Source organism: Streptomyces sp., assembly GCF_031178505.1.
Classification (GTDB): domain Bacteria; phylum Actinomycetota; class Actinomycetes; order Streptomycetales; family Streptomycetaceae; genus Streptomyces; species Streptomyces gulbargensis.
The window spans coordinates 1-9,508 of sequence record NZ_JAPSIW010000204.1 but is presented as its reverse complement, the minus strand read 5'-3'; the positions used below and the strand labels follow the sequence as shown (position 1 = coordinate 9,508).

The 9,508-nt window shown below is 71.6% G+C and carries 3 protein-coding genes; 1 reads left to right on the top strand and 2 read right to left on the bottom strand.

Features of this window, described 5'->3' with window-relative positions; genetic code table 11:
- Both RIF68_RS15975 and RIF68_RS15970 read right to left on the bottom strand, forming a co-directional pair.
- A partial coding sequence (locus RIF68_RS15975) for a response regulator (RefSeq protein ID WP_309051919.1) occupies positions 1–668 on the bottom strand: 668 nt, incomplete at its 3' end.
- Positions 669–976: 308 nt separating this feature from the next.
- On the bottom strand, positions 977–6,475 hold the full coding sequence (locus tag RIF68_RS15970; protein WP_375165075.1) for a HAMP domain-containing protein: 5,499 nt from the start codon (positions 6,473–6,475) through the stop codon (positions 977–979).
- A gap of 269 nt (positions 6,476–6,744) precedes the next feature.
- Here RIF68_RS15970 and RIF68_RS15965 point away from each other — a divergent pair, with 269 nt between their 5' ends.
- Positions 6,745–9,393, top strand: a complete 2,649-nt coding sequence (locus RIF68_RS15965; RefSeq protein ID WP_309051918.1) for a SpoIIE family protein phosphatase — start codon at positions 6,745–6,747, stop codon at positions 9,391–9,393.
- The last annotated feature ends 115 nt before the right edge of the window (positions 9,394–9,508 follow it).

The window sequence follows — 9,508 nt, the reverse complement described above, 5'->3', positions numbered from 1 at the left end:
TTCTGGGCGGGCATCGAGGGCGCGCCGCCCGTGCCCGGCTCCAGCGCGTCCAATGCCCGGCGCAGCCCGGTGAGCTTGCGCTCCAGGTGGGCGGCGGTGGCGACGGCCGCCGCGTCCGCGGAGTCGTCGTCGAGCTGCTTCGACAGCGCCTCGGCCTGCTCCTCGACGGCGGCGAGCCGGGCGGACAGTTCGGCCAGCAGTCCCGCGGACTCCTTGCCGTGGCCGCCCTCGCCGCCCTCCAGCTGGAGCCGCAGCAGGGCCGCCTGCTCGCGCAGCTTGCAGTTCTTCATGTAGAGCTCGACGAAGACCGAGACCTTGGCGCGCAGCACCCAGGGGTCGAACGGCTTCGAGATGTAGTCGACCGCCCCGGCCGCGTACCCCCGGAAGGTGTGGTGGGGGCCGTGGTTGATCGCGGTCAGGAAGATGATCGGGATGTCCCGCGTCCGCTCGCGGCGCTTGATGTGCGCGGCGGTCTCGAAACCGTCCATCCCCGGCATCTGGACGTCGAGGAGAATCACCGCGAAGTCGTCCGTCAGCAGCGCCTTGAGCGCTTCCTCCCCGGACGATGCCCGCACCAGGGTCTGATCGAGCGCGGAGAGAATGGCCTCCAGCGCCAGCAGATTCTCCGGCCGGTCATCGACCAGGAGGATCTTGGCCTTCTGCACCATGCCCCGTCCTCCTCGCCCCGGCAACGGCTCGCCCCGGCTCCCGGAACCGGGGGAAGCACCGGGCGCCGCCCCAGGGGACGGCTTCCTCGCGCCGTCCGTCCTTGTGCCGGTCATCGTAGCCGCACCCCGCCCGTCGCCACACCCTGTCACCGCGATGTCACTGTGCACGGTCGTCGCGCACGTACGGGAAACGCGGTGCGAGACGAGAAGGTTCCCCGCTTCCGGGCCTCTCACACCCGGATGGCGACAGTCCGTCCCGGGCGGGCCGGGGGCGGGTGCGGGCGGGCCGCGCCGGCCCGCCCGCGGCGTCACTCGTCCCGCATCCACTGCTCCATGACCGACAGCAGATGGTCCGGATCCACCGGCTTCGTCACGTAGTCCGAGGCGCCCGACTCGATCGCCTTCTCCCGGTCGCCCTTCATCGCCTTCGCGGTGAGCGCGATGATCGGCAGCCCGGCGAACTGCGGCATGCGCCGGATCGCGGTCGTCGTCGCGTATCCGTCCATCTCCGGCATCATGATGTCCATCAGGACGACCGCCACGTCGTCGTGCTGCTCCAGCACCTCGATGCCCTCGCGGCCGTTCTCCGCGTAGAGCACCGACAGGCCGTGCTGCTCCAGGACGCTGGTGAGCGCGAACACGTTGCGGATGTCGTCGTCCACGATGAGGACCCGCTCGCCGGAGAACGAGAAGGTACGGCGCGGCTCGGGCGCCGCCTCCTCCTCCGTACGGTCCGCCGCGCCGCCCTGCGCGGCACGGCCGGCCCCGCCGGCCGCCGAGGACCGCACTTCCGCCGCCTCCGCCGCCGCCTTCCGCCGGTGCCGGAACAGCGCCCCGGCCCCGGACCGCGCCTCGCCGCGTACGGGAGCGGGCGAGAAGTGCGGGAAGGAGTGGTCGGCCCCCTCCGCGCCCTCCTCCGCCTGGGACCGGCCCTCGTCGGAGTCGGCCGTGCCCGACCCGGACGCGCCCCCGGCCTGCGCGACCGGCTCCAGCGGCAGGTACAGCGTGAAGGTCGAACCACGGCCCGGCTCGCTCGCCGCGAAGATCTCGCCGCCGAGCAGGCGGGCGATCTCCCGGCTGATCGACAGGCCCAGGCCCGTACCGCCGTACTTCCGGCTGGTCGTCCCGTCGGCCTGCTTGAAGGCCTCGAAGATCACCCGCATCTTGCTCGCCGCGATGCCGATCCCGGTGTCGGTGACCGAGAAGGCGATCAGCTCCGCCTCCGGGTCACGCAGGGAACCGGCCTCCAGGAGCTGTTCCCGGATCGACTGCGGCACGTCCGCGCCCGAGGGCCGGATCACCAGCTCGACGGCTCCCGTGTCGGTGAACTTCACCGCGTTCGACAGCAGGTTCCGCAGCACCTGGAGCAGCCGCTGCTCGTCGGTGTGGAGGGTGGCCGGCAGCTCGGGCGAGACCCGTACCGAGAAGTCGAGGCCCTTCTCCGCGGTGAGCGGCCGGAAGGTCGCCTCCACGTAGTCGACGAGCTGGACGAGGGCGATCCGGGTCGGCGAGACGTCCATCTTGCCCGCCTCGACCTTGGACAGGTCGAGGATGTCGTTGATCAGCTGGAGCAGGTCCGAGCCGGCACCGTGGATGGTCTCGGCGAACTCGACCTGCTTCGGCGTCAGATTGCTCTCGGCGTTGTCCGCCAGCAGCTTGGCCAGGATCAGCAGCGAGTTGAGCGGGGTGCGCAGCTCGTGCGACATGTTCGCCAGGAACTCGGACTTGTAGCGCATGGAGACCGCGAGCTGTTCGGCGCGCTCCTCCAGGACCTGCCGGGCCTCCTCGATCTCGGTGTTCTTGACCTCGATGTCCCGGTTCTGCCGGGCCAGCAGCTCGGCCTTCTCCTCCAGTTCGGCGTTGGAGCCCTGGAGTTCCTTCTGCCGGTGCTCCAACTCCGCCGACCGCTCCTTGAGCTGCTCGGTCAGCTCCTGCGACTGCTTGAGCAGCACCTCGGTCTTGGTGTTGACGCTGATGGTGTTGACGGTGGTCGCGATCAGCTCGGCCAGCTGGTTGAGGAAGTCCCGCTGGATCTGGGTGAAGGGCTGGAAGGACGCCAGCTCGATGACCCCGAGGACCTTCCCCTCGAAGAGGACCGGCAGCACGATGACATGGGCGGGCGCGGCCTCCCCGAGCCCGGAGGAGATCTTCAGGTAGCCCGGCGGCACGTTGACCTGGATGGTCCGCTTCTCCTCGGCCGCCGTCCCGATGAGGGTCTCCCCGGGGCGGAACGAGGTGGGCATGGAGCCGGCCGAGTAGCCGTAACTCCCGCGCATGCGCAGCTCGTACGAGCCGTCGCCCTCCCCCACGAGTCCGGCGTCGCCGTGGGCGGAGCCGGTCGGCATGGCGACGAAGAAGGCGCCGTGCTGGGCGGAGACCACCGGCGTCAGCTCGCTCATGATGAGGGAGGCGACGTCGTCGAGGTCCCGGCGGCCCTGCATGAGACCGGAGATGCGCGCCAGGTTGCCCTTGAGCCAGTCCTGCTCCTCGTTGGCGAGGGTGGTGTCGCGCAGGTTGGCGATCATGGTGTTGATGTTGTCCTGGAGGGCCTGGATCTCGCCCGCCGCGTCCACCCCGTCGATCTTGAGGTTGAGGTCGCCGCGGGTGACCGCCGTGGCGACGGCCGCGATGGCCCGCACCTGGCGGGTCAGGTTCCCGGCCATCTCGTTCACCGACTCGGTGAGGTCGCGCCAGGTGCCGTCGACGTCCCGGACGCGCGCCTGGCCGCCGAGGATGCCCTCCGTACCCACCTCACGGGCCACCCGCGTGACCTCCTCGGCGAAGTTGGAGAGCTGGTCGACCATCGTGTTGATGGTGTTCTTCAGCTCCTGGATCTCACCGCGCGCGTCGATGTCGATCTTCTTGGTGAGGTCGCCCTTGGCGATGGCGGTGGTGACCGCGGCGATCTGCCGCACCTGACCGGTGAGGTTGGAGGCCATCGAGTTCACCGACTCGGTCAGGTCCTTCCACGTACCGGAGACACCCGGCACCCGGGCCTGACCGCCCAGCTCGCCCTCGGTACCCACCTCGCGGGCCACCCGCGTGACCTCGTCCGCGAAGTTCGACAGGGTCGCCACCATCGTGTTGACCGTCTCCGCGAGCTCGGCGACCTCACCGCGCGCCTCGACGGTGACCTTCTTGGTCAGGTCACCGTTGGCCACGGCCGCGGAGACCCGTGAGATGTTCCGCACCTGACTGGTCAGGTTGTTGGCCATCAGGTTGACGTTGTCGCTGAGGTCCTTCCACGTACCGGTGACACCGCGCACACGGGCCTGGCCGCCGAGGATGCCCTCCGTACCCACCTCGCGGGCCACCCGCGTGACCTCGTCCGCGAAGTTCGACAGCTGGTCGACCATCGTGTTGACGGTCGTGACCAGCTCCAGGATCTCGCCCCGGGCGTCGACCGTGATCTTCTTCGACAGGTCGCCGCGGGCGACGGCGGTGGTGACCTCGGCGATGTTCCGCACCTGGCTGGTGAGGTTGTTCGCCATGAAGTTCACCGACTGGGTGAGGTCCTTCCAGGTGCCGGAGACGCCCTGCACCTCGGCCTGGCCGCCGAGGATGCCCTCGGTGCCGACCTCGCGGGCCACCCGCGTCACCTGCTCGGCGAAGTTGGACAGCTGGTCGACCATCGTGTTGATGGTGTTCTTCAGCTCCAGGATCTCGCCGCGCGCGTCCACGTCGATCTTCTGCGACAGGTCACCGCGCGCCACCGCCGTGGCGACCTGCGCGATGTTGCGCACCTGGGCGGTGAGGTTCCCGGCCATGAAGTTCACCGAGTCGGTGAGGTCGCGCCACACACCGGCCACGCCCGGCACCTGCGCCTGACCGCCCAGCCGCCCGTCGGTTCCCACCTCACGGGCCACCCGCGTCACCTGGTCCGCGAACGCGGACAGCTGGTCGACCATCGTGTTGATGGTGTTCTTCAGCTCCAGGATCTCGCCGCGCGCGTCCACGTCGATCTTCTGCGACAGGTCACCGCGCGCCACCGCCGTGGTCACCTGCGCGATCTGCCGCACCTGCGAGGTCAGGTTGCCGGCCATGAAGTTCACCGAGTCGGTCAGCTCACGCCACCGGCCGGAGACGCCGTCCACGCGCGCCTGCCCGCCGAGCCGGCCCTCGGTGCCCACGTCCCTGGCCATCCGGGTCACCTGGTCGGCGAAGGCCGACAGCTGCGACACCATGGTGTTGACGGTGTTCTTCAGCTCCAGCATCTCGCCGGCCACGTCCACGGTGACCTTCTGCGACAGATCGCCGTTGGCCACCGCCGTCGTCACCTGCGCGATGTCCCGCACCTGACCGGTGAGGTTACGGAAGGCCGTGTTCACCGAGTCGGTGAGGTCCTTCCACGTGCCGGCGGCGCCCGGCACCTCGGCCTGGCCGCCGAGCAGACCCTCGACGCCGACCTCCCGGGCCACGCGCGTGACCTCGGAACCGAAGGCGGAGAGCTGGTCCACCATGGTGTTGACGGTGTTCTTCAGCTCCAGCATCTCGCCGGCCACGTCCACGGTGACCTTCTGCGACAGGTCACCGTTGGCCACCGCCGTCGTCACCTGCGCGATGTCCCGCACCTGCGTGGTGATGTTCCGGAAGACGGTGTTGACCGAGTCCGTGAGGTCCTTCCAGGTGCCGGCGGCACCCGGCACCTGCGCCTGACCGCCCAGCAGCCCCTGCGCGCCGACCTCGCCCGACACCCGGGTCACCTCGTCGGCGAAGATCCGCAGCGTGTCGGTCATCTGGTTGATCGTGTCCGCGAGCTGCGCGATCTCACCACGCGCGCTCACGGTCACCTTCTGCGACAGATCACCGTTGGCGACGGCCGTCGTCACCTCGGCGATACCTCTCACCTGATTGGTGAGATTCCCCGCCATCGTGTTGACGGAATCGGTGAGGTCCTTCCACACACCGGCGACCCCGGCCACCTCGGCCTGTCCGCCGAGCTCGCCCTCCGTACCGACCTCGCGGGCGACCCGGGTCACCTCGGAGGAGAACGAGGACAGCTGGTCCACCATCGTGTTGACGGTGTTCTTCAGCTCCAGCATCTCGCCGGCCACGTTCGCCGTGACCTTCTGCGAGAGATCGCCGTTGGCCACCGCCGTCGTGACCAGCGCGATGTCCCGCACCTGGGCCGTCAGCCGGTACGCCATGGTGTTGACCGAGTCCGTGAGGTCCTTCCACGACCCGGAGACCCCGCGCACCTGCGCCTGACCGCCGAGGATGCCCTCGGTGCCGACCTCCACGGCGACGCGGGTCACCTCGGAGGCGAACAGCGACAGCTGGTCCACGAGGTTGTTCACGGTCCGCGCGACCTTGAGGAACTCCCCGCGCAGCGGCCGCGCCGCCCCGTCGGAGCCCTCCCAGCGCAGGTCCATGCGCTGTTCCAGATCACCCTCGGCCACCGCCGACAGGACCCGGCCGACCTCGGACACCGGCCGCGCGAGGTCGTCCACGAGGGCGTTCGCGGCCTCGATGGCCGCCGCCCACGCGCCTTCCGTGGCACCGGCCTCCAACCGCTCCGACAGCTTGCCCTCGCGGCCCACCACCCGGCGGACCCGCGACAGCTCTCCCGTCACGTGCATCTGCCGGTCGGCGACCTCGTTGAACACGGCGGAGATCTCCGCCATGATCCCGTCGCCGGAGACCGTGAGGCGCCTGCGCAGGTTTCCGTCGCGCATGGACACCAGAGCGCCGAGCAACCGCTCCAGCGCCGCCTCGTCCACCTGCACCGTCCCCCCGCGGGAACGTGCGCCTCTCGCGCGCGTGCCGCCGCTGCCGCCGCCTCGACGCGCCGCCGTGCCAGAGTCCACCGTGTCCCTCCCGAAAGGGGTCGAACGTACCGTTCCGCCTTGCACCGGTAACCTGCCCAGTGTTTCACCGCGACCGAACCAGGCGATAACAGTTCGGCAGCTTCGCACAGCGTCCCCGCCCCCAGGGGACGGAAACTGCCATGACCGGCATCCGCCCGGACAGCGAAGGTAAGTAACCTGGCTTCCGGCTGTCCAACCGCCCCGGTCCGCCCGGCGGGGGCGGTGTGGTGCGCGTACGACCACCGGGCAGCGGGAGGGGCAGACCGAGCATGGCAGAGCCGGGCGTCGAGACGCGTACGAGGAGTGCTGTGATCACCGCGCGGGCGACTGCCACATTCGAGCCCGTGGGGCGGTCCGTGGCGGCCGCCCGGGCCTTCGTCCGGGACACCCTCCAGGGCTGGGGCCACCCCGAACTCGTCGACGACGCCGTCGTCCTCACCAGCGAACTCGTGACGAACGCGGTGGTCCACGCCGGCACCGCCGCCGAGGTCCTCTGCCTGCGGTCCGAGGACAGCATCCGCGTCGAGGTCGCCGACCGCTACCCCGAGCGCGAGGTCCCCGTCCAGGGCGGCCGCGCGCCGGGCAGCCCCGACCGCGAGAACGGCCGCGGCCTCCTCCTGTGCGCCGCCATCGCCGCCCGCTGGGGCGTCGACTACTCCCCCACCCGCAAGCACGTCTGGTTCCACCTGGACCTGCCCCAGCGCCCGGTGGGCACCCGCTCCGCCGGTCCGGTGCTGCCGGACTCCGTCCTGCCCGTCACGGACAGCCGCGTCCGCGTCGCCGTCGTCCAGATCGACCGCGGTGGCGCGATCGCGGGCTGGAACGAGGACGCCGAGCACCTCTTCGGCTACGCGGCGGACCAGGTGTCCGGCAAACCGCTCGGCGACCTCGCGGCCTGGCCCCACACCCCCGGCATCGGCACGGGCCTGGCGGAGGCGCTCCGCTTCTCCCGCTGGGAGGGCAGCTACGGCATCCGCTGCTCCGACGGCCGGGTGGTGCCCGTGTACGCGGCCCACCTGCGGGTCCGCGACGCGGAGGGCGAGCCGTCCACGGTCTGTCTGCTGGTACGGGAGCACGAGCGGGCCGTCCTGCAGACCCCGCAGCGCCCGGCGGGCACCGACGCGGGCTCGGACAGCCGCTCCTCGGACCCCTTCGAACTGTTCATCGGCTCCCCGGCCCCCGACGACCTCGACGGTCTCCTCCAGCGCACGGTCGAGCGCGCCCGGGACATGCTCGACGGCGACGCGGCCTTCCTGCTGCTCGCCACCGACGACGAGACGGAGCTGGAGGTACGGGCGACCACCGGTCTGCCCGCCGCCCGCCAGCGCTTCGCCCGCGTCCCCGTGGAGACCGGCGCGAGCCGGTACGGCTCCGCCCGCATGCCCGCCGTCCACGAGGACCTGGCGGCGGTGCCCGGCGCCGTGCCGCTCCTGGAGGGCACCGGCATGCGGTCGGTCGTCACGGTCCCGCTGAAGGTGGAGGGCCGGCTCACCGGCTCCCTGGGCGTCGCCGCGGAGACCGCGAACCGCTACTCGAACGAGGAGGCCCTGCGCCTGCAGTTCGCGGCGGACCGGATCGCGCTGGCCGTGGAGTCCGCCCGCCTGGGCGAGCTGGAGCGCCTGCGCCGCGGTTCCCTCAGCTTCCTGGTGGAGGCCTCCGACCTGCTGGCGGGCACGCTGGACCGGGACCAGACGCTGGCGCTGATGGCCCAGATGACGGTCCCGACGCTGGCCACCTGGTGCGCGGTCTACACCATCGCCGACCAGTCCTCGGAGCCGTACCTGTCGTACGTGCTCCACGAGGACGAGGACCGTATCGACGGCCTGAAGGCCCTGCTGTCCTCGGTCGCCCCACCGGATCCGGTGCCGGCGCCGGGCGCCCGCGCCTGGTCGGCTCCGGGAGAGGCGGCGCAGCGCGCGGCGGTCCGGGCCTCGGTCCGCGAGCTGGAGCAGTTGGGCAGCCCGCTCTCCTCGGGCGTCGACACGACCCTGGCCACGGCGGGCGCCGTCGCCGGGGAGACGGTCGTGCTGCCGTTGGTGGCCCGCAACCGGGTCATCGGCCAGCTCATCCTGGGCCGCCCCGCCGAGGACCACTTCCGCCAGGAGATCCTGGAGCTGGCCGAGGACCTGTCCCGCCGGGCCGCCCTCGCCTTGGACAACGCCCGTCTCTATTCGGAGCGCGTGGCGATCAGCCAGTCCCTCCAGCGCAGCCTTCTCCCTCCGGACCTGCCGCAGATCCCGGGCGTCGAGGTGGACGTCATCTACCGGGCGGCCGGTGAGGGCAACGAGGTCGGCGGCGACTTCTACGACGTCTTCCCGATCAGCGACGACGCCTACGGCTTCGCCATCGGTGACGTGTGCGGTACGGGCCCGGAGGCGGCGGCCGTGACGGGCCTGGCCCGCCACGCCCTGCGGCTCCTGGCCCGCGAGGGCTTCGGCGGCCCGGCCGTCCTGGAGCGCCTGAACGCGGCGATCCTCGACGAGGGGGCCCGCAGCCGGTTCCTGACGCTGCTGTACGGCGAGATGCACCCGCAGGAGGACGGTTCGGCGATCCTGAAGGTCGTCTGCGCCGGCCATCCCCTGCCGCTGCGCCTCCGCCCGGACGGCACGGTCTCCCCCGCGGCGGAGCCGCAGCCGCTGCTGGGCGTCATGGACGACCTGGAGCTGTACGAGGAGACGGTGACGCTCGAGCCGGGCGACGTCCTGCTGTGCGTGACGGACGGCGTCACGGAGCGCCGTGAGGGCACCCGCATGCTGGGGGACGACGGTCTCGCCGAGGTCCTGAAGACGTGTACGGGCCTCACCGCCGGCGCGGTCTCCGCCCGCATCCTGCGCGCGGTGGAGCGCTTCGCCCAGGCCCCGGCCTCCGACGACATGGCGATCCTGGCGATGCGCCTCCGCGAGCCGGACGACCGCTGACGGACACCACCGGTCGGGGGGCCCCCCCCCCCGCGGGGGGGGCCCCCCCCGCGGGGGCCGGCGGCCCCGGGGGGGGGGGGGCCCGGGGGCGGCGGGGGGGGGGCGGCCCACGCCC